Genomic DNA, 20,620 nt, shown 5'->3' with positions numbered 1-20,620 from the left:
GAAGGAACCTACTTCACGACCAAGATGTCGCAGTCCGTGTTGCGTAGCAGGAACGTCGAAATCGAACCCAGGAGCGCATACTTGATCGAGGACAGGCCGCGGGCGCCGCAGAGCACCAGATCGGGCTTGACCACGTCGAGCATCTCATCCTTGAGCGTCTCACGAATGCGGCCGGTGCGAATCATGACCTCGACCTCGGGAATGTCGGGATTGGCCTTGGCCTCCTCGAGCTGCTTGGCGATGGAGTTGTTAAAGGCCTCCTCCAAGCCGTTGACCAGGTCGACCGGATAGGAACCGGCGCTCTCGAGCGCGGTGGAGTCGATGACGTGGCCGATGATCAGCTTAGCGCCGTTGTTCGCGGCGACCTTGATGGCGCGTGCGAGCACAAAATCCTGCTGCTCAGTACCGTCGAGTGAAACAAATACCTTGGTGTAGCCCTCGTTCATGGCTTCCTCCTTGGTCTATCGCACGGGCGTGGGGCTCGTGCGTCGGGCGGGCGCGGGCGCGTTGGCCGCCGGACACTTTATCTTGTTGCAGTTATACCCAAGGATTTCGGTTTGACCGCTCGCAATTCTGTGAACGGGCGAGTTTTTTGGTAAAGGCAGGCGCGGTCGCACTGCCAACGGTTGATAATGGGACATCGCCCGCATCGTCCGCAGAACATCTACCGGCGGGTGTCTAACGAGGGGGTCCCTTTGGATATCATCGAGCTTCTAAAATCTGCCTTCATGGGCCTGGTCGAGGGCATCACCGAATGGCTGCCCGTTTCGTCGACCGGTCACATGATCTTGGTGGACGAGTTCGTCAAGATGAACGTGAGCGAGACGTTCTGGAATATGTTCCTGGTCGTGATTCAGCTTGGCGCCATTTTGGCCGTCTGCGTCCTGTTCTTCTACGACCTTAACCCGTTCTCGCCCAGCAAGGGCAAGGAGGGCCGTCGCGACACCTGGGTGCTGTGGGGCAAGATCGTGCTCGGCTGCATTCCCGCTGCGGCAATCGGTCTGCCGCTCAACGACTGGATGGAGGAGCATTTCTACAATGCTCCCGTCGTGGCGCTGGCGCTCATTGTGTACGGCGTGCTGTTTATCGTGATTGAGAACTGGCGCGCGAGCAAGCGCGACCAGGCCGCTCTTGCCGGTTCGTTTGGTTCTCGTGCTGTGGTGTCGGGTGGACGTCCCGCCGGTGCGCACTTTGCGGCGCCCGCCGCGGCTACCGCCGATGATGAGGGCGATGACGATAGCCTGGACTTTGGCTCCATCACTACGCTCGAGGATCTGAGCTGGAAGACCGCACTGGGCATCGGATGCTTCCAGGTGCTCTCGCTGATTCCGGGCACGTCGCGCTCCGGTTCCACCATCATCGGCGGCCTGCTTTTGGGCTGCACGCGTTCGGTGGCGTCCAAGTTTACGTTCTTCCTGGCCATCCCTGTCATGTTTGGCGCGAGTGCGCTCAAGCTGGTCAAGTATTTCATCAAGGGCGGTACGTTCGGTGCCAACGAGGTCGCCATCCTGGGCGTGGGCTGCGTTGTGGCCTTTGTGGTTTCGCTCATCGCTATCAAGTGGCTCATGGGCTTCGTCCGCCGTCACGACTTTAAGTGCTTCGGTGTTTACCGCATCATCCTGGGCATCGTAGTGCTCGCATACTTCTTCGTTCTGGAGCCGATGCTCGGCCTCTAACTTAGTCGACGCTGCGCGGCGGCCGGGGCGACAACTTGTCATTCAAAGGGGGTGGCATGACCAAAAGGTCTATGCTGCCCCCTTTTTCATGCCAATTTGTTCGCCCTGGCCGCCGCTCGCTGCTGCTGTCATGACATCGGCGGTTTCGTGATTGTCAATAGATTGGTGCAAAGTAACCTGACCCCATTGCGCCAAATCCGCTGGGCGGGCCTGACGGTGGCGCACGGAGTCGTGGTGTGATTTGCGCCGGTGTCCGTGCGGCTCGGTATACTGGTACGGCTCAAACTATGGCGCCGCCCGCAGGCGCGCCGTCCGTCAGATGAGGAGTCGCCCATGACCCAGCCCTTGCCCTGGGAAAAGAACGCCGCGGTACCCGTGCCGCCCACGCCGGAACCCGTGCCGCTCGATGCATACACCGCCCCCGCTGCGCCGGAGCCCGAGCTCGTCCCGCTCGACATCTACGACGCTCCCGCGCCGGCACCCAAACCCGCCAAGCCGCTCGTCGACCTCGACAGCCTTAATCCCGCCCAGCGCGAGGCGGTCCTGACCACCGAGGGTCCGTTGCTGGTCCTTGCCGGCGCCGGCTCGGGCAAGACCCGCGTCTTGACCTTCCGCATCGCACATATGCTCGGCGACCTGGGTGTTAAGCCCTGGCAGATCCTTGCCATCACGTTTACCAACAAGGCCGCGGCCGAGATGCGTGAGCGTCTGGCGGCGCTCATTCCCAGCGGCACCCGTGGCATGTGGGTGTGCACCTTCCATGCCATGTGCGTGCGTATGCTGCGCGAGGACGCTGATCTGCTGGGCTACACCGGTCAGTTTACCATCTACGATGACGACGATTCCAAGCGCATGGTGCGCGATATTATGCAGGCGCTCGGTATCGAGCAAAAGCAATTCCCCATCAATATGATCCGCAGCAAGATCAGTTCGGCCAAAAACGCCATGATCGGCCCCGAGGACATGCTCAAATCCGCCGACAGCCCCAACGACAAAAAGGCCGCGCAGGTCTACCTGGAGCTGGAACGCCGCCTGCGCGCCGCCAACGCTATGGACTTCGACGACCTGCTCGTGCGCACGCTTGAGCTGCTGCGCACCCGCCCCGAGGTGCTCGATAAGTACCAAGAGCGTTTCCGCTACATTAGCGTCGACGAGTATCAGGACACCAACCACGTCCAGTACGAGATCGCCAACCTGCTGGCCGCCAAGTACCAAAACCTCATGGTCGTGGGCGACGATGACCAGTCCATTTATAGCTGGCGCGGCGCCGACATCACCAACATCCTGGACTTTGAGAAGGACTTTAAAAACTGCAAGACCGTTAAGCTGGAGCAGAACTACCGCTCTACGGGTCATATCCTGAGCGCCGCCAACGCCGTGGTGCGCCGCAACTCGCAACGCAAGGACAAGCGTCTGTTTACGGCCGAGGGCGACGGCGAGAAGATCCAGGCCTTCCAGGCAAGCGATGAGCGCGACGAGGGCCGCTGGATTGCCGGCGAGATCGAAAAGCTGCACTCCAAGGGCACGAGTTACGACGATATCGCTGTGTTCTACCGCACCAACGCCCAGTCGCGTATCCTCGAAGATATGTTCCTGCGCGCAGGCGTGCCCTACAAGATCGTGGGCGGCACGCGATTCTTCGACCGTGCCGAGATCCGCGACGTCATGGCCTACCTCAAGATGATCGTGAACCCGGCAGACGATATGAGCGTCAAGCGCGTTATCAACACGCCGCGCCGCGGCATCGGCTCCACCTCGATCCAAAAGATTGAGCAGCTGGCGCGCGACAACCGTTGCTCGTTCTTCCAAGCCTGCGAGATCGCAACAGCCGAGACGGGCATGTTTAGCGCCAAGGTGCGCAACGGCCTGTCGAGCTTTGTGGCGCTGGTGCGCGAGGGTCGCCGCATGGACGGCGAGCTCAAGGACGTCGTCGAGATGATCGTCGATAAGACGGGCCTGCTGCAGGCTTTCCGCGCCGAGGGCACCATGGAGTCCGAGAGCCGCGCCGAGAACATCCAGGAATTCCTGGGCGTCGCCGCCGAATTTGAGGAGACGCACGAGGATATCGAAGGTACGCTCGAGAGCTTGGAAGAGCTGCGCGCTGCCGGTGTTGCCGATGTGCCTGCTAGCGCCGAGCCCGAGCCTGTCGTGGTGAGCGCGCCTGCGCCCGAACCGGGGCCATCTGCCCCGGTATCCTCGTTTGAGGCGCTCGTTGGCGCGCGTGACGCCGCGGGCTCCAATCCGCTCGATAGCTTGGCCGCTCCGGCGCTGTCTCCGCAGGATGCCCTGGCCGCCGCCATCGCGGGCAACGCGTATGCCGTGCCAACAGAGTTGCCGGCGGGTGCCGTGTATGCCGACGAGATCGAGCGCACCTACGGTCCGCTCACCTGTAAGGCGCTGCCGGCGCTCATGGAGTGGCTGGCCCTGCGCTCCGACTTGGATTCCCTGGCCGGCGAGACGCATGCCATTACCATGATGACCATCCACTCCGCCAAGGGCCTGGAGTTCCCGGCGGTGTTCGTGGCCGGCATGGAGGAGGGTATCTTCCCGCACGTGCACGACTTTGGCGGTAGTGACGATCCGGGCAAGCTCGAGGAGGAGCGTCGCCTGGCCTACGTCGCCATCACGCGTGCCCGTAAGCGCCTATTCCTGACCTATGCGGCCACGCGTCGCACCTACGGCTCGACCTCTGCCAACCCACGCTCGCGCTTTCTCAATGAGATTCCGTTTGAGGATATCGAGTTTAGCGGTATCGGTTCTGCCGGTTTTGAAGGCACGGGCTGGGAGAAGCGCGGCGACCGTCACGGCACCTTTGGCTCGGGCATGGGTTCGGATATGTATGGCGGCAAGGTGTTTGGCTCGCATACGCGCTCGACCGGCGGTTCCGGTTCGCGCGGTGGATCGAGCTTTGACGATTTCTTTGGCGGCAGCAGCTACGGGACCGAGCGCCATCGTGGGGTCTCGCCCGACGCCGGCCGTGTTGCCTCGACCTTTGGCTCGGGCGCGCCGCGAGCCAAAAAGCCGTCGTCCAAGGTGTCCCCGACGGTGGAGCGCAAGGTCGATCGCGCCAGCGCATCGCAGGACTTTGCCGCGGGCGATACCGTGAGCCATAAGACCTTTGGCACGGGTACCGTGATCTCGGTCGCTGGAGACATGATCGAGGTCCAGTTCGAAAAGACCGGCCAGACCAAAAAGCTCATGAAGGGATTCGCTCCGATCGTCAAGCTGTCGTAATCCCGGCGGACCTGGGCGGGCGTATGGGGCAACATCGCCTGCTCGGGCAGTCCTGCGCAAGACGGAGGCCACATTAAGTGGCCTCCTTTGCGTGCGGAACTCGCGACCGATGTTGCCCCATACGCCCGCCCAGGTCCTTGGGTAACGTTGCTGGACGAACGTCGCTTTTCTCGTTCGCTTTTTGATCTGGAGAGCCGGGTGGGCTGATAGAAAAATAGATGTGAGTAGGGGCTCTCCCATTTGATGAGCGGGGGAGCCTCTTTATTGCGTTTGGATTGTTTCTTATGACTTTAGGGATTGAGCGTTTTATACGATTCAGTATAATTTCAGATAGATACTAAAATGTAACTGAAATGAAAAGGGTGATTGGACATGCTGCTAAATTGTCTCCCAAAAAGACTCTTCTCTTTAGAGCTCGCCATCGACCCGGAGCCAGTTGAGATGCAGATTCCTCGCATGTATCTTGAGCGGTATTCGCTTCGCTTGGCACGGCTTGGCATGTCTGAGCAGGGCCGTTTTATTGTTGCGGAACCTAAAGAACCGCCCAGTGTCATTTCGGCGCGAAATCTCGTCAATGCAGTGCGTACGTTAGATGCTCGTCCGGTGGCAATTTGCTGGGATGCTATGGATTTAGGTTTTATGCGCGCGCTTTCTTCAGAGGGAATCGCATATATCCGAGATGAGCGAAATGCGTTCCTGCCGTTTATCGGAGCCGTTATTTCCGATGAAGTGCTGGGTGCTTCTCCCGCTGCTCCGCTTTCGTCCCAATCTCAACGAATCGTCCTAAATCTCATTGCGGGACGATGGGTTGACTGCTCCGCCGGCGACCTAGCGCGTCTGTGTGGCAAAAGCGCGGCAAGCGTCAGCGGCTATCTTTCGGAAATCGCCGCTATAGCTCCTGGGTTGATTATGCGGGACGGCAAAAAGCGTATATTGTGTGACGCCGGGCTGTCGACCGAGACGTTGCTAGATGGGTTTGAGGACTATCTTCGCACGCCAGTTTTAGAGCGAATCCGGCTCAAGAAGGTTATCGAGAGAACAGAGCTACGTGCCGTTGATGCGCTGCTTTCCGGTGTGTCTGCCCTTAGCTATATGTCCGACCTTGCCCATGAAGACTCTGCTCCAACCATTGCTCTCGAAAAATATCAGCTAGAGGCCTTGAAAGAGCATATGGGCGACAGATGGCTGGAGGCTCAGTGGTACGAACCGGCGGCAGTTGTGATTGAGGTCTGGTCGTATCCCGTGGACGCGCCGTCCGATATTAGTTTTGACGCGACGGGTTTGCAGTGTGTCGACCCGTTTTCCTTATACGTTGCTTGCGCAAAAGCAGATTACAAAGAAGATCGTCTGCTCGACGCGGTCGAACAGCTCAGGAGGACGATATGTCAAAAGTGAGGGGAATAGAGCGATTTGCCGATGCCATGAGCGGCTGTAAAGGCGGTTACGTCCTTATTGGTGGAGGGGCCTGCAGCGTTCTATTTGACAATGAGGGCAATTCGTTTAGAGCTACTGAAGACTTGGATGTCGTCGTAATTGTTGATGGGAAAGGCGTTGAATTCGCCACTGCATTGTGGGCATTTATCAAAGCTGCCGGATATGAGACTGGAAAGGTCGGCGATGGAAGGTGCACTTACTATCGGTTCTGTTTGCCCGAAGGATCAAGGCAAGTCCTAGACTATCCCGGTCAAATTGAGCTATTTGCCCGACATCCTGATTTTGTGCTCGAAGATGAAACGAGCGAAGTGGCACCTCTTTCCTTTGACGGGGCCGTATCAAGTCTTTCGGCAATTATTCTCGACGATGGCTACTACGAATTAATTCGCGACAACGCAACGAACGTAGAGGGCATTACGTTGCTCGATGCGCTCCATATCATTCCCCTCAAGATGCGTGCACACATTGATATCAATAGGAGCTATGAAGAAGGGCGCCATTGCAACGATAAAGATCGACGAAAGCATCGCTCGGATATTGTTCGACTTGCGGGTTTGTTGCCGCCTTCGGCTCGCTTGGAGCTAATAGAGCAAATGAGGGCTGATGCCGGAGACTTCTTTGCGGACTTTTCTTCTTATGTAAATCGGCAGACCGATCGTAAAGAGAGAGCACGTCTTCAGGACACATTATCGTTTCTCGAAAAGGTCTACCTATAGGCACCTTGATTCGTTATGTATGGCGAGGGGCTCTCCCGTTTGATGAGCGGGGGAGCCCCTTGTTGCTTTTTGATTGTCGTAACTAGCCAGAGGCTCGTCGGGACGGGGCGCGGGGGTTTGGTCGATCGCGAGTTCCGCACGAGCCGGAGAGCACTTAATGTGCTCTCCGTGCGAGCAGGACTGTCCGAGCAGGCGACCAAACCCCCGCGCCCCGTCCCGACGAGCGCTTGGGACCGGTGACCTAGAGGTGGCTGATGATCAGTTCCATCTTGCCTTCGAGGTCGATGGAGCTGACGGTGCTCGGGGCCAGCAGGTGGCTTCCCTTGTGGACGGGGTCGCCGCAGACGGTGCCTTCGCCGTCGATGACCGACAGGCACATGAAGGGCCAGCGCTGGTCGAGGGTCTTGCTGCCGTTGACGCGCACGCGATCGACGGTGTAGCAGGGGTTGGACTCGAGCTCGGTCACGCCGTCCACCTCGGGCGCGGTCACCGTGCCGTCGGTCGGAGCCTGAGCATCAAAGTCGATGCAGTCGAGGCTCTGCTCAATGTGCAGCGGGCGCAGGTTGCCGTCGGTGCCGGGACGGTCGTAGTCGTACAGACGATACGTCACGTCGCTCGACTGCTGCGTCTCCAAAATGAGCGTGCCGGTCTTGATGGCGTGCACGGTACCGGAATCAATCTGGAAAAAGTCGCCCTTGTGAATCGGCAACACGTTGAGCATGTCGTCCCAACGTCCTTCCTCGATCATTTGTGCGGCCTCGGCGCGGTCCTTGGCACGCTGGCCGACGATGATCGTGGCGTCGGGCTCGCAGTCCAGCACATACCAACACTCGGTTTTGCCCAGGCTACCGTTCTCGTGCTCGGCAGCGTACTCGTCGTTGGGATGAATCTGGATCGAAAGGTCGTCCTTGGCGTCCAGAATCTTAATGAGCAGCGGGAACTCCTTGCCCTCGCAGTTGCCAAAGAGCTCGCGATGCTCGGCCCACAGCCACGACAGCGTGTGGCCGGCATACGGGCCCTCCGCAATCTGGCAGTCGCCGTTGGGGTGGGCCGAGATGGCCCAGCACTCACCGATGGGGCCATCGGGAATGTCGTAGCCAAATACGGTTTCGAGCTGGCGTCCGCCCCAGATCTTCTCGTGGAAGATCGGCGTCAGCTTAATCAAATCGGACATGTTCATACCCCCATTGTGTTGCGCGGGCGCTGCGTAAAACTGTTCAAAGCGAGCGCCCGGATGACTACAAAAACCTATGCCAACGTTACGTTGTGCAACTCAAAGCGGTCGCCAACGTTGCGCGAGACCGAATACTCAAAGGCCGCGCCGCTGTCCAAAAAGCCAATCTGGGTGAGCTCGAGCAGGGGAGAGCCAGGTTTGGTGTCCAGGCGATCGGCTTCTTCCTCGGTTGCTGCCACGGCGCGAATGGTGCGGTGGAAGCTCGAAATCTTCAGCCCGCATTGCTCGCGGACAAAGCGGTAGACCGATCCGTACAGGTCCTTCTTTTTAAGGCCCGGAATCAGCTCGAGCGGCATGTAGGTGTACTCGATAACGATGGGCTTCTCATCGGCCTGACGCACGCGCACGATGTGATAGGCAAAGTCATCCTCGGCAATTCCCAGCTGGGCTGCGATGTCCGCTGGTGGATTAACAATCGAGAAATCGTAGACCACCGAGGTCACCTTCTCCCCGCGGTGCTCATACGAAAAACCCTGGGCACGGTCGTTTTTGCCCTGGAAAAACGCCTGGCCGGGAAGCCCCGCCGTGTCCTTAACGTAGGTACCCGATCCACGACGGCTGGTAATAAGACCTTCCTCGGTGATTTGCTCGATAGCTCGTTTGACGGTGATTTTGGAAACGCTATAGAGCTCACAGAACTCAACGACGGTGGGAAGCTTGTCGCCCGGTTTAAGAGCGCCATCCTCGATACTTCGACGAATATCTGCAGCTATCGCCTCGTATTTGGGAATCATGGAACCTCCTTTCCGACATATATGAATACAAAAAGTAAGTATAACCCTCAACAGGGCATCCATATTACTTTTATCTAAGAAGTTCGAGAAAGAAAAAAGAAAAAGACGCTTTACTTTTAAAATTAGAGCGCTATAGTTTAAGCAACGAACGGAATCCTTCCGCACAACAGGATCGACCGTTTGGGGACGGTTTTGTTTTGGCGGGTTGGATATCGGTATGGCCGGTGCGCGCCCGCGCCGGATAACCTGCCAAAGCAAACCCGTCTCCAACCGGAAGCTCTAGAACACGAAAGCGAGGACTTTGATGGCACAGTATCAGCTGCCCAACGACTTCTTCTTTGGCGCTGCTATGTCCGGCCCGCAGACTGAGGGTCAGTGGAACCAGGGCGGCAAGCTCGAGAACCTGTGGGACACCTGGTCCATCCAGGATCTGGGTTCGTTCTACAACCGCGTTGGCTCTTACGCCGGCAATGACTTTATGGCCAAGTACCAGGAAGACCTTCGCATTTTGAAGGACTTGGGTCTGGATACCTATCGCACTTCCATCCAGTGGAGCCGTCTGCTCGATGCCGACGGCAACCTCAACGAGGAAGGTGCCGCGTGGTATCACGAGTTGTTCCGCGCCTCTCGCGAAGCCGGCTTGGAGCCGTTTGTCAACTTGTACCACTTTGACATGCCCACCTACCTCTTTAACCGTGGCGGCTGGGAGAGCCGTGAGGTTGTCGAGGCTTACGCACATTACGCCGACGTCGCCTTCCACGAGTTTGGCCAGGAGATTAAGTACTGGTTCACCTTTAACGAGCCCATCGTCGAGCCCGAGCAGCGCTATCAGGAGGGCGTGTGGTTCCCGCAGCTCCACGACTTCAACCGCGCCCGCACCGTGCAGTATCACATCTCGCTGGCGCACGCGCTGGCCGTGGCCAACTATCGTCGCGCCTATGACGAGGGCGCTATTCGCGCCGATGCCAAGATCGGCATGATCAACTGCTTTACCCCGGTCTACACCAAGGAGAACCCCAGCGAGGCGGACCTCGAGGCCGTGCGCATGACCAGCGGCATCAACAACCGCTGGTGGCTCGACCTCATCACCAAGGGCGAGCTTCCTGCCGACGTGCTCGACAGCCTGGCCGAGGGCGGCGTTAAGCTCCCGTTCCGCGCCGGCGACCAAGAGATCCTCAAGCAGGGTGTTGTCGACTGGCTAGGCTGCAACTACTACCACCCCACGCGTGTTCAGGCGCCGGCGAGCAAGGTCGACCAGTACGGCCTGCCGCACTTTGCCGACGAGTACGTATGGCCCGACGCCGTTATGAACGAGAGCCGCGGCTGGGAGATCTACCCGCAGGGCCTCTACGACTTTGGCATGGACTGCGCTAAGAACTACCCCGATCTTGAGTGGTTCGTTTCCGAGAACGGCATCGGCATCATGGACGAATACAAGAACCGTGACGCCGAAGGAACCATCCAGGATGACTACCGCGTCGACTTTGTACGTCAGCACCTGGAGTGGGTGGCCAAGGCCATCGACGAGGGCGCCAAGTGCCGCGGATACCATTATTGGGCCGTCATCGATAACTGGTCTTGGGCCAATGCCTTTAAGAATCGCTATGGCTTTGTCGAGGTCGATCTGATGGATGGCTATAAGCGCCGTCTTAAGAAGTCGGCGGCCTGGCTCAAACAGGTCGCCACGACCCACGTGGTTGATTAGCGACCGGACGAACGTCCAGACCGCGCGCCGCCGCGCGCAACACATGGCACATCTGGTGGCAGAGGGCGACAGACCACCGTGCGCATAGGAAAGGCCGGATTTGAAAGTTAGGAGCAATCATGGCCAGTGACAACGGAAAGAGCTTCCTCGACAAGTTTGCCGAGGTCTCTGCGAAGGTGGGAAACCAGGTTCACCTGCGTTCCCTGCGTGACGCCTTCGCGACCATCACGCCGCTCTATATCCTTGCGGGTATCGCGGTTCTTATTAACAACGTCGTGTTCCCTCTGTTCCCGCTCGATGCGGCGGGCCTTGCCAACCTTCAGACGTGGGGTTCGGCGATTACGCTGGGCACCCTCAACGTCTCTGCCATTATCTTGGCCGGATTGATTGGCTACAGCCTCGCTAAGAACAAGCGCTTCGATAATCCGCTTGCTTGCATGGTCGTCGCTATCTCTGCCTTCGTCATCATGATGCCGCAGCAGATCACCGCCACGCTTGCCGCCACGAGCCCACTGCTCACCGACAAGATCACCTCCGCCGAGGTCACGGGCGCCCTTTCGACTGCCAACACCGGCACCAACGGTCTGTTCTCGGCTATTATCATCGCCCTGCTTTCCGTCTCGCTCTTCATCAAGATTTCTGGCGTCGAGAAGCTCAAGGTTAAGCTGGGCGAGGGCGTGCCTCCCGCGGTCTCCAACTCCTTCAACGTCATGATTCCGATGCTGCTTAACCTCGCGGTCTTCGCTCTTGCCGCAGCCCTGCTCGCCGTGTGCGCCGGCACCGATCTGTGCACCATCATCTCCACGTGCATCTCCAACCCGCTCAAGAGCATCATGAACGCTGGTCCGTGGGCTGTTATCCTCATCTACACCCTTGCTAACCTGCTGTTCTGCGTCGGTATTCACCAGTCCACCATCTCTGGCGCTACCGTCGAGCCGATCCTGACCATGCTCATCGTCGACAACATGGCTACCTTTGCCGCCGGTGGCACCATCCAGCCCGATCACTACATGAACATGCAGATCGTTAACAGCTTCGCCCTCATCGGCGGCTCGGGCTGCACCCTCATGCTCCTGCTCGACACGCTCCTGTTCTCCAAAAACAAGGCTTCCGAGACCGTTTCCAAGATGGCTATCCTGCCTGGTCTGTTCAACATCAACGAGCCGGTTATCTACGGTTACCCCATCGTGTACAACCTGCCGCTCATGATCCCGTTTGTCCTCCTTCCCGACCTGTTCATCGGCATCACCTATGGCCTTACCTGCGCAGGCATCATCAGCCCCTGCATCGCCCAGGTGCCCTGGACCATGCCTCCCGTCATCAATGCCCTGCTCGCTACGGGCTTTGACTGGCGCGCTGGCGTGTGGCAGGCTATCGAGATTGTCATTGGCATGGCCGTCTACCTGCCCTTTATGAAGATTTCCGAGAAGGCAATCGCCAAGCAGGAGGCTCTCGCCGAGTAGAACGCCTAACGTTCGTCCCTTTCACCTTTGCGGGCGCCGGTACGCGGCGCCGGTGCCCGCAGCTCTCTCCCTTGTGTAAAGATGCAGGGGGGTGGGCACAATAGCCGCAAGGAATAAAACCAGTTGTCGTCTGCGCGCCGCGCAGTTATAAGGAGGAAACCATGAAGAAGATCATGCTCTGCTGCAATGCCGGTATGTCCACGAGCCTGCTGGTCCAGAAGATGCAGGCCGAGGTTGCAAACCGTGGTCTGGATATTGAGGTCGAGGCTCGTCCCATGAACGAGGCCCACGATCACCTGGACGAGTGCGACATGTTGCTGCTTGGTCCGCAGATCGGCTACACCAAGGGCGATTTTGAGAAGGAGGCCGCCGGTCGTTTTCCGGTCGAGGTCATCAACATGGTCGACTACGGCCGCATGAACGCTGCCGGCATCATCGACCACTGCGTCAGCGTGATTGGCTAGGTGCTCTGCATGGAGGATATGAACGAACTGCAGATGACCTGCTTTGAGATCATCAGCTACGTCGGTACCGCCAAGAGCATGTACATCAATGCCGTGCAAAAGGCCAAGGAGGGCGATTTTGACGCCGCCGAGGAGCTTATCAAGCAGGGCGACGAGGCCTATAACGGTGGCCACGATGTTCACATGGGGCTTCTGAAGAAGGAGGCCAACGGCGAACGTAACGGCGAGGCCCCGTTGATTTTGCTGCATGCCGAGGACCAGATGGCCGGCACCGAGACCATGCGCGTCATGGCGACGGAGCTCATCGAGGTTCACAAGCAGCTGCAGGCACTTCAGGCCTAGTCGGCGTTATCGCCGCGACGGACCGTGCGGTCCAACAGACAACATAGTCCCTTTGACGGGCGCCGGGAGCCTCCGCCTCCCGGCGCCTTTATTATTGGGGATGGTCTTGCGCGGCCTGTTGGGCAGCCAATTGCGTTACCCCAGATAAAACCTGCCAAAACAAACCTGTCCCTTTTTGGTAGGTTTTTGCCTTGAGAGCGGTACCATACAGGCAATGTTTAAACGAGAAAGGCGGGCTCCCATGGAACCTAAGCAGTATTACATCGGCATCGACGTCGGCGGCACTTCGGTTAAGGAGGGCCTGTTCGACGAGGACGGCAACCTGCTGGCCAAGGCCAGCGTGCCCACGCCTCCCATCGTTGACGCCGCGGGCTTTGCCGCGGTGACCGAGGCTATCGACCAGGTGGTCGCCAAGGCCCAGATTCCGCGCGCCTTTGTGGCGGGTATTGGCCTGGCCGTTCCGTGCCCCATCCCGGCATCGGGCGATGCCAAGGTCAAGGCCAACATTGCCATTAACCTGCCTGAGCTGAGAGTCGCCATTCAGGAGCACTGCCCCGACGCGGTCGTTAAGTACGAGAACGATGCCAACGCCGCCGCCATGGGCGAGGCCTGGCTCGGCTCTGCCAAGGGCGTGCAGAACGTGGTGATGGTCACCATCGGTACCGGCGTGGGCGGCGGCGTTATCGTCAACGGCGACGTGGTGTCGGGCGTTGTGGGTGCCGGCGGCGAGATCGGCCACATGTGCCTGAATCCGGCTGAGGAGCGCACCTGCGGCTGCGGCGGCCATGGCCACCTGGAGCAGTATTCCAGCGCCACCGGTGTGGTGAGCAACTACCTTGCCGAGTGCAAGAAGGCTGGCGTCGAGCCCATCGAGCTCACCGGCCCCTCCGATTCCAAGGACGTGTTCCAGGCCTGCCGCGAGGGCGACAAGCTCGCGCTGGCCGCGGCCGATACCATGGCCGACTATCTCGGTCGCGCCCTGGCACTTATCGCCAACGTGGTCGACCCCGAGATGTTCCTCATCGGCGGCGGCGCCTCCGCCTCGGCCGATGTCTACCTCGACAAGGTTCGCGAGCACTTTAAGCAGTACGCGCTTTCTGCCTCGCGCGAGACGCCCATTAAGGTCGCTTCGCTCGGAAACGACGCCGGCATCATCGGTGCCGCCTACGTAGCCCTGCGCGCTGCCGGTAAATAGCTGGTGCAAGGGGGACAGGTTACATTGCACCAACATGGTGCAAAAGGGACAGCCTTGGCCCCCGTGCCTGCGCCCCAAAATATGCCGTGGCCCTTCCGTCTGCGAAGGCTCGGCATCGGCGTGCTACCATAGCTACGTCCAAGTACACATATCAAGTGGAGGATATCCATGGCAAACGTTCTTGTCTTTGGTCACCAGAACCCCGATAACGACGCCATCATGAGCGCCGTCGTCCTGTCCCAGCTGCTCAACCAGGTTGAGTATGCCGGCAACACCTACGAGGCCTGCGCCCTTGGTCAGCTTCCGGCCGAGTCCGCCAAGCTGCTCGCCGACGCCGGCATTGCCGAGCCCCGCGTGATCGAGTCCGTCGAGGCCGGTCAGCTCGTCGTCCTCACCGACCACAACGAGTCTGCCCAGTCCGTCGCCGGTCTTAAGGACGCCACGGTCTTTGGCGTCGTCGACCACCACCGCATCGGCGACTTCGAGACCGCCGGCCCGCTGCACTACATCTGCCTGCCCTGGGGCTCCAGCTGCACCATCGTCACCAAGCTCGCCGGCGTGCTCGGCGTTGAGCTTTCCGACGTTCAGGCCAAGCTGCTGCTCTCGGCCATGATGACCGACACGCTCATGCTCAAGAGCCCCACTACCACCGATGTCGACCGCGCCGTCGCCGCCAAGCTCGGCGAGCAGGTGGGCGTCGACCCGGTCAAGTTTGGCATGGAGGTCTTCCTCACCCGCCCGTCCGGCTCCTTCACCGCAGCCGAGATGGTTGGCAACGACATCAAGATGTTCGAGCCCGCCGGCAAGAAGCTGCTCATCGGCCAGTACGAGACCGTCGACAAGAGCCGTGCGCTCGGTATGATCGACGAGATCCGCGAGGCCATGCGCGCCTACGCCGCCGAGAAGGGTGCTGACGGCATTGTCCTGTGCATCACCGACATCATGGAGGAGGGCTCGCAGGTCCTGCTCGAGGGCGAGACCGAGGCTGCTCAGAAGGGCCTGGGCATTGCCGACGAGCACGACGGCGTCTGGATGCCGGGCGTCCTCTCCCGTAAGAAGCAGGTTGCTGCTCCCATCATGGCCGCCTGCTAGGTTTAGTTGACCAAACGCCACGACCGGATCGCGGACGCCCCGCGCTCCGGTCGTTTTTTGTGCACGGCGCCGCGTCGTCTCTTGGACAGGCGTGCCCGTGCCGTTGAGCAAATAATGTTCAACCTGTGGTTCCGCTTTTCGGCCACGCCTGCGTGCTTGTCGTGCAGGGTAGGCTAGATGCAAGCGTAATACGTTAGAGCGCGGCGCCGCCACTTGGGCGGGCCGTGCTTTTTTAAGACGGGAGCCATCCCGTGAAAGGAGCCGCCCATGGCAGCAACTGAGCAGCTGTTCAACGTTCGCGAGCGCAAGCGCTTTGAACGTCACGACATCTGGGAGCGCATCGCCGAGAACGGCACGATTTCCGCCGCCGTCATGGTCTTCGCCGCCATCGCCGCCGTCATTTGCGCTAATACCGATGCCTACGAGGCCATCCATCACTTTTTGGAGACCCCGCTGTATGTGGGTCTGGGGCATTTGACGGCTGGCCTCACCGTCGAGCTTTTCGTCAACGACTTCCTCATGGCGATTTTCTTTTTGCTGGTGGGCATTGAGCTCAAATATGAAATGACGGTCGGCGAGCTCAAAAACCCGCGCCAGGCTATGCTTCCCATGCTGGCGGCCGTGGGCGGCGTCGTCGTTCCCGCCTGCATCTATCTGATCTTTAACCATGCCGGCGCGCACAACGGCTGGGCCATTCCCATGGCAACCGATATTGCCTTTGCGCTGGGCGTGCTGTCGCTTTTGGGCAATCGCGTGCCCAACGGCGTGCGTGTGTTCTTCTCGACGCTCGCCATCGCCGACGACCTCATCTCCATCGCCGCCATCGCCATCTTCTACGGTCAGAGCCCCAATCCGTTTTGGTTGGGCGCCGCCGCGCTTGTGACGTGCGCGCTCGTGTGGCTCAACAAGACGCAGCACTACCGCCTCGCCCCGTATTCGGTGCTGGGCCTGCTGCTGTGGTTCTGCATGTTCAAGAGCGGCGTGCACGCTACGCTTGCCGGCGTCATCCTGGCCTTCACCATCCCGGCCAAGTGCGGCGTCAAGCTCGATAGCCTCACCGATTGGTTGGGCGAGTGCCTGCCGCTGCTCGATGACCGCTACGACGACGAGGCGCACATCCTGGGCCAGCATGACTTTACCGTCTCGACCACCAAGGTCGAGCGTGTTATGCACCGCGTGACCCCGCCGCTCATCCGCATGGAGCGTCTGATCTCCACACCGGTCAACTTTGTGATCCTGCCGATCTTTGCGTTCGTCAACGCACAGGTTCGCCTAGTGGGCGTGGACATGAGCACGCTGCTCACCGACCCGGTGACGCTCGGCGTGTACTTTGGCATGCTGCTGGGTAAGCCGATCGGTATCTTTGGCATGACGTTCGCCTTGGTCAAGCTCAAGGCCTGCGAGCTGCCGCGCAATGTCAACTGGCACATGATTGCCGGTGTGGGCATTCTGGGCGGCATCGGCTTTACCATGTCGATTCTCATCAGCGGCCTTGCCTTCCCGACGGCTGAGTTTGAGGTTCTGGCCGCCAAGGCTGCCATTCTTGCCGGTTCGGTCACCGCTGCCGTGCTCGGCATGATCTACATGAGCGTGGTTTGCAAACACCCCGCGCCCAAGGACGAGTAAGAGCACATACAAGTTTGAAAACGCCGCCTGTGAACACCATCACAGGCGGCGTTTTAGTCATTCGAGACGTTCTTAATGACTAGGTTTATTCTACGGTGCCGTAGATGGCGCCCCAGCCGTGGGCGGCCAAGGCGGAGTTGAGCTGGTCGCAAAGTGACTGGCGGTCGTAATAGCCGGGCGGTAGCAGGTTCACGATTTCCATGAGATCGGGCGCCAGGTCCAAGATTTCGGCCTGTACGATCAGATCCAGGCGGTCGATGGCGTGGCGGTCGTAAAACAGTCCGTCGACCAGGCGCTGAAGGTCGCCGAATTCCTCGGCCTGGAACGATCCGTACTCCATTAGTGCCTCCTTGGGCGCTTCATGCCGGCATGCGCGGCGATTCGTAATTTATTGCGATGGACTTAATCTATCACGGCTTCATACCGTTGCGGCGGTGGCGGTCTATACTTAGACGAACTGCAACGTACCGCTTCGCGAAAGGTCGCACCCATGCAGACGATCTACCAGAAGATGGAAACCACCGAACTCGATGCCGCCATAGAGGCGCTCAAAGCCGAGGTCGCCGAGGTCAAGGCCAAGGGCCTGGCGCTCGACATGGCCCGCGGCAAGCCGTCGCCCTCCCAGGTGGACATCTCTCGACCCATGCTCGATATCCTCAATGCCGATGCCGATCTGCACGACGGCAACGTCGATTGTTCCAACTACGGCTGCTTTGAGGGTATTCCCTCGGCACGCAAGCTGGCAGGGGGGTTCTTGGGCTGCCCCGCCGAGCAGACGCTCGTGCTGGGTTCATCGAGCCTGCTGATTGAGCACGATATCGCCGGTATGTTCTGGCGCTGCGGCTCGTGCGGCAGCGAGCCTTGGGAGGCTTACGAGGCCGCGCATGACGGCAAGAAGGTCAAGTTCCTGTGCCCTGTTCCCGGCTACGACCGCCACTTTGGCATCACCGCCGACCTGGGTATCGAGAACGTCCCCGTCGCGATGACCGACAACGGCCCCGACATGGACGAGATCGAGCGCCTGGTTGCCGCCGACGATTCCATCAAGGGTATCTGGTGCGTGCCCAAGTATTCCAACCCCACGGGCATCACCTTTAGCGAGGACACTGTGCGCCGCCTGGTCGAGATGCCCACGGCCGCGCCCGATTTCCGCATCTTCTGGGATAACGCCTACTGCGTGCACGACCTGTACGACGAGACCGACGAGCTCGCAAACATCTTTGACCTCGCTCGCGCGGCGGGTACCGAGGACCGCGTGGTGGCTTTTGCCTCGACGTCCAAGATCACCTTCCCGGGCGCCGGTATCGGCTTTATCGGTGCGAGCCCCGCGGTTATCGCGGAGTTCTCCAAGCGCCTGAAGGCCGGCCTCATCAGCGCCGACAAGCTCAACCAACTGCGCCACGTGCGCTTCCTTCCCACCATCGAGGCGGTCAAGGAGCACATGAAAAAGCATGCCGAGTTCCTGCGTCCGCGCTTTGAGGCCGTTGAGCGCAAGCTCACCGAGGGCCTGGGCGATACGGGTTGCGCCACCTGGACGCATCCCCGCGGCGGCTACTTTGTAAGCTTCGATGGTCCCGAGGGCTCGGCCCAGAAGGTCGCCGCGCTTTGTGCCGACCTGGGCGTCAAGCTCACGCCGGCTGGTGCCACCTGGCCTTATGGCAAGGATCCGCGCGACACCAACATCCGCATCGCGCCGAGCTATCCCACGGTCGAGGACCTGGAGGCCGCGCTCGATGTGCTGGTGCTGGCTGTTAAGCTTGTCGCTGCCGAGCTTGCTCGTGCCGAGCGCGCCTAACGCCTAGGGCCCCGCAAGTCCGCGCCCAGTACTATCCGCACTTTCGATACGTAAAGGAGCGTATACATGGATTTGGGTATTTCCACCAACCCCACGCCGGAGATCTACACCATTAAGGTAACCGGCGAGATCGATATCTCTAACGCCGATAGCCTGCGCAATGCTGTCGACCTGGCGCTCGAGCAGCCCACTGAGGCCGTTGAGCTCAATTTTGCCCAGGTGAGCTACATCGATTCGACGGGCATTGGCGTGCTCGTGGGCGCCGCGCACCACGCGGTCGACCACGGTAAGCGCTTTAGCTGCACTAATGTGCAGCCCCAGGTGATGCGCGTGGTTCAGCTGCTGGGCGTCGACCAGGAGATTTCGATCACGGCGGCATAATCTTTGCCCCCAAAAGGGCGTGCCGTTTGGCATATGTTTGTGATGCGCTCGGACGTTTTGGCGTCCGGGCGCTATACTTGACCGAATGAATAGACGAGTTCCGGCCGAATGGCGCGGTGCGGGCTCGACTCACATCGAGCCTTGGAGGTATGTGTGTTTGGTATTGGAGAGGGTGAGCTGGCAATCATCGTGGTCTTCGGCTTTTTGCTGTTTGGCCCGGATAAGCTCCCGCAGATGGGCCGCACGATCGGCCGTGCCATCCGTCAGTTCCGCGAGACGCAGGAAAAGATGACGGCCGTTGTTCAGTCCGAGATCATCGATCCGGTAAGCGAGGCTGCTTCGGCTCCGGTCAAGCCCAAGAAGGCTGCCGTCGATGACGATTCCGATGCGGACGATGATGCCGTCGAGACGGTCGCGCCCGCAAAGAAGGAGACCTTTGCCGAGCGCCGTGCCCGCCTTGCCGCCGAGAAGGCTGCGAGCGAGGGTGCCACCGAGGACGAAGGTATTGCCGAGGAGGCCAAGGGTGCAGAGCCTGCCGCCGCTGCTGCTGCCGCAGCCGAGCCCGAGCCTGCTGCAGAGCCGGAGCCCGAGCCCGAGCCGGCAGAGCCCACGACAGCTGACCTCTACGCCCGTCGTCCCCGTAAGCGCAAGGCTGTCGTCGACCAGCTCGCTCGCGAGCTCGAGGCCGAGGACGACGCCGCTGCCGCCGACGCCCCGAAGGGAGGCGATGAGTAATGCCTATCGGACCTGCGCGTATGCCGCTCTTCGATCACCTGGGAGAGCTCCGTCGCCGCCTGACCATCGTGGTCGTGTCGGTGTTCGCCGCCGCTATCGTGCTGTATTTCGCCACGCCTGTGGTGCTCGACATCCTGGAAGATCCCATCCGCTCCTTTGTGCCGGACGGTAAGTTCTACATCACTACCACGCTCGGCGGCTTTGGCTTGCGCTTCTCGCTGGCCATCAAGATGGCCGTGGTCATGTGCACGCCCATGATCATCTGGCAGATTCTGGCGTTTTTCCTGCCGGCGCTTCGCCCCAACGAGCGCAAGTGGGTCGTGCCCACGGTGCTCGCCTCGACGGTGCTGTTCTTCCTGGGTGCCATCTTCTGCTACTTCATCATCATTCCTGCGGGCTTTGAGTGGCTCATCGGCGAGACCTCGGCCGTCGCTACGGCACTGCCCGATCTGGAGAACTACGTCAACATGGAGCTGCTCTTTATGATCGGCTTTGGCGTGGCGTTTGAGCTGCCGCTCATCATCTTCTATCTGTCCGTCTTCCACATCGTGTCCTACGCTGCTTTCCGCGGTGCCTGGCGTTATGTATACGTTGGCCTGCTCGTGGGTTCGGCTGTGATCACGCCCGACGGCTCGCCCGTTACGCTGGGTCTCATGTATGGCGCCCTGCTCTCGCTCTACGAGATTTCGCTCGCCATCGCCCGTGTGGTCATTACCGCGCGCGAGGGCAAGGAGGGCCTGTTTGTGAGTCGTCTGGACCTGTTCTCGGACGATGAGGACGACGAGGAGTAAATC

At 59.9% G+C, this 20,620-nt stretch carries 19 protein-coding genes; 15 read left to right on the top strand and 4 right to left on the bottom strand.

What is annotated here, in order from left to right:
• Window positions 1-8: 8 nt before the first annotated feature.
• Window positions 9-446 (bottom strand): universal stress protein, encoded by a 438-nt coding sequence (locus tag AB5Z25_RS02145; RefSeq protein WP_055285548.1) that lies wholly within the window; start codon window positions 444-446, stop codon window positions 9-11.
• A gap of 249 nt (window positions 447-695) precedes the next feature.
• On the opposite strand from AB5Z25_RS02145, the gene AB5Z25_RS02140 reads away from it, so the two are divergent.
• The 4 genes from AB5Z25_RS02140 to AB5Z25_RS02125 all read left to right on the top strand — a co-directional run bounded on the left by AB5Z25_RS02140 (window position 696) and on the right by AB5Z25_RS02125 (window position 7,060).
• Window positions 696-1,676 carry an undecaprenyl-diphosphate phosphatase gene (locus AB5Z25_RS02140; RefSeq protein ID WP_368134678.1) on the top strand — a complete coding sequence of 327 codons (981 nt, stop codon included), beginning with the start codon at window positions 696-698 and terminating at the stop codon, window positions 1,674-1,676.
• 333 nt (window positions 1,677-2,009) lie between these two features.
• The gene (locus AB5Z25_RS02135) at window positions 2,010-4,910 is read left to right on the top strand and encodes an ATP-dependent helicase (RefSeq protein WP_368134677.1); all 2,901 of its coding nucleotides are present in this window, start codon (window positions 2,010-2,012) and stop codon (window positions 4,908-4,910) included.
• A 366-nt stretch (window positions 4,911-5,276) separates the two neighbouring features.
• Window positions 5,277-6,305, top strand: a complete 1,029-nt coding sequence (locus AB5Z25_RS02130) for a hypothetical protein (protein ID WP_368134676.1) — start codon at window positions 5,277-5,279, stop codon at window positions 6,303-6,305.
• The gene (locus AB5Z25_RS02125) at window positions 6,293-7,060 is read left to right on the top strand and encodes a hypothetical protein (protein WP_368134675.1); all 768 of its coding nucleotides are present in this window, start codon (window positions 6,293-6,295) and stop codon (window positions 7,058-7,060) included. Before AB5Z25_RS02130 ends, AB5Z25_RS02125 begins: the two co-directional genes overlap by 13 nt.
• Before the next feature lie 241 nt (window positions 7,061-7,301).
• Here AB5Z25_RS02125 and manA read toward each other — a convergent pair whose 3' ends face one another.
• Both manA and AB5Z25_RS02115 read right to left on the bottom strand, forming a co-directional pair.
• The gene (manA, locus tag AB5Z25_RS02120) at window positions 7,302-8,234 is read right to left on the bottom strand and encodes a mannose-6-phosphate isomerase, class I (RefSeq protein ID WP_411161279.1); all 933 of its coding nucleotides are present in this window, start codon (window positions 8,232-8,234) and stop codon (window positions 7,302-7,304) included.
• Window positions 8,235-8,308: 74 nt separating this feature from the next.
• Entirely contained in the window at window positions 8,309-9,028 is a 720-nt protein-coding gene (locus AB5Z25_RS02115; RefSeq protein ID WP_152068462.1) for a GntR family transcriptional regulator, read from the bottom strand.
• 304 nt (window positions 9,029-9,332) lie between these two features.
• Between AB5Z25_RS02115 and AB5Z25_RS02110 the strand changes: the two genes are divergently transcribed.
• From AB5Z25_RS02110 to nhaA, 7 genes are all read left to right on the top strand, one after another.
• Entirely contained in the window at window positions 9,333-10,733 is a 1,401-nt protein-coding gene (locus AB5Z25_RS02110) for a glycoside hydrolase family 1 protein (RefSeq protein WP_117746098.1), read from the top strand.
• Between the two features lie 119 nt (window positions 10,734-10,852).
• A complete protein-coding gene (locus AB5Z25_RS02105; protein ID WP_195444678.1) occupies window positions 10,853-12,196 on the top strand; it encodes a PTS sugar transporter subunit IIC in 1,344 nt (447 codons plus the stop codon).
• A 161-nt stretch (window positions 12,197-12,357) separates the two neighbouring features.
• A complete protein-coding gene (locus AB5Z25_RS02100) occupies window positions 12,358-12,660 on the top strand; it encodes a PTS sugar transporter subunit IIB (protein ID WP_368134674.1) in 303 nt (100 codons plus the stop codon).
• Window positions 12,661-12,669: 9 nt separating this feature from the next.
• Entirely contained in the window at window positions 12,670-13,002 is a 333-nt protein-coding gene (locus tag AB5Z25_RS02095; RefSeq protein ID WP_197736861.1) for a PTS sugar transporter subunit IIA, read from the top strand.
• 241 nt (window positions 13,003-13,243) lie between these two features.
• Window positions 13,244-14,197, top strand: a complete 954-nt coding sequence (locus AB5Z25_RS02090) for an ROK family protein (protein ID WP_117820909.1) — start codon at window positions 13,244-13,246, stop codon at window positions 14,195-14,197.
• Window positions 14,198-14,365: 168 nt separating this feature from the next.
• Window positions 14,366-15,289 carry a manganese-dependent inorganic pyrophosphatase gene (locus AB5Z25_RS02085; RefSeq protein WP_006235927.1) on the top strand — a complete coding sequence of 308 codons (924 nt, stop codon included), beginning with the start codon at window positions 14,366-14,368 and terminating at the stop codon, window positions 15,287-15,289.
• A 267-nt stretch (window positions 15,290-15,556) separates the two neighbouring features.
• Window positions 15,557-16,915 carry a Na+/H+ antiporter NhaA gene (gene nhaA, locus AB5Z25_RS02080; RefSeq protein WP_250787274.1) on the top strand — a complete coding sequence of 453 codons (1,359 nt, stop codon included), beginning with the start codon at window positions 15,557-15,559 and terminating at the stop codon, window positions 16,913-16,915.
• 85 nt (window positions 16,916-17,000) lie between these two features.
• Here nhaA and AB5Z25_RS02075 read toward each other — a convergent pair whose 3' ends face one another.
• A complete protein-coding gene (locus AB5Z25_RS02075) occupies window positions 17,001-17,255 on the bottom strand; it encodes a hypothetical protein (RefSeq protein ID WP_055285533.1) in 255 nt (84 codons plus the stop codon).
• A gap of 150 nt (window positions 17,256-17,405) precedes the next feature.
• Between AB5Z25_RS02075 and AB5Z25_RS02070 the strand changes: the two genes are divergently transcribed.
• The 4 genes from AB5Z25_RS02070 to tatC all read left to right on the top strand — a co-directional run bounded on the left by AB5Z25_RS02070 (window position 17,406) and on the right by tatC (window position 20,617).
• On the top strand, window positions 17,406-18,710 hold the full coding sequence (locus AB5Z25_RS02070; protein WP_368134673.1) for an aspartate aminotransferase type Ic: 1,305 nt from the start codon (window positions 17,406-17,408) through the stop codon (window positions 18,708-18,710).
• 66 nt (window positions 18,711-18,776) lie between these two features.
• Window positions 18,777-19,091, top strand: coding sequence for an STAS domain-containing protein (locus AB5Z25_RS02065; protein WP_368134672.1), 315 nt, complete (start codon window positions 18,777-18,779; stop codon window positions 19,089-19,091).
• 153 nt (window positions 19,092-19,244) lie between these two features.
• Window positions 19,245-19,826 carry a twin-arginine translocase TatA/TatE family subunit gene (locus AB5Z25_RS02060; protein ID WP_040359780.1) on the top strand — a complete coding sequence of 194 codons (582 nt, stop codon included), beginning with the start codon at window positions 19,245-19,247 and terminating at the stop codon, window positions 19,824-19,826.
• Window positions 19,826-20,617 (top strand): twin-arginine translocase subunit TatC, encoded by a 792-nt coding sequence (tatC, locus tag AB5Z25_RS02055; protein WP_022093860.1) that lies wholly within the window; start codon window positions 19,826-19,828, stop codon window positions 20,615-20,617. Before AB5Z25_RS02060 ends, tatC begins: the two co-directional genes overlap by 1 nt.
• Window positions 20,618-20,620 lie beyond the last annotated feature (3 nt).

The sequence above is a fragment of the Collinsella aerofaciens genome (assembly GCF_040910325.1).
In the GTDB taxonomy this organism is placed as follows: domain Bacteria; phylum Actinomycetota; class Coriobacteriia; order Coriobacteriales; family Coriobacteriaceae; genus Collinsella; species Collinsella aerofaciens_BL.
Note: the sequence above shows the minus strand (reverse complement) of the source record. Positions and strands in the feature narration are given on the sequence as shown.